The 314-nt window shown below is 63.7% G+C and carries 1 pseudogene; it reads left to right on the top strand.

From position 1 onward, the window contains the following. Positions 1-314, top strand: a pseudogene (locus AB1L30_RS14240) (beta-ketoacyl-ACP synthase III); the annotation flags it as partial.

Below are 314 nucleotides of genomic sequence, written 5' to 3'. Positions count from 1 at the left end.
GTCGCGATGCGCTCGAAAGAGCAGGGCGCGAGGCGAAGGATGTCGACGCGGTTCTGTGCGCGGCATCCAACATGCAGCGACCCTATCCGGCGATGGCGGTGGAAATCCAGCAGGAGCTGGGCATCGAGGGCTTCGGTTTCGACCTCAACGTCGCCTGTTCCTCGGCCACGTTCGGCATCCAGACAGCGGCCGACTACATCCGCGCAGGCAATGCGAAGAGCGTTCTCGTGGTCAGCCCTGAAATCACCAGCGGCCATCTCAACTGGCGCGACCGGGACAGCCATTTCATCTTCGGCGATGTCGCCACCGCGGTG

This window comes from Bremerella sp. JC817, assembly GCF_040718835.1.
Classification (GTDB): domain Bacteria; phylum Planctomycetota; class Planctomycetia; order Pirellulales; family Pirellulaceae; genus Bremerella.
The sequence above is the reverse complement of the archived record's forward strand: the minus strand, read 5'-3'. Positions and strand labels throughout refer to the sequence as shown.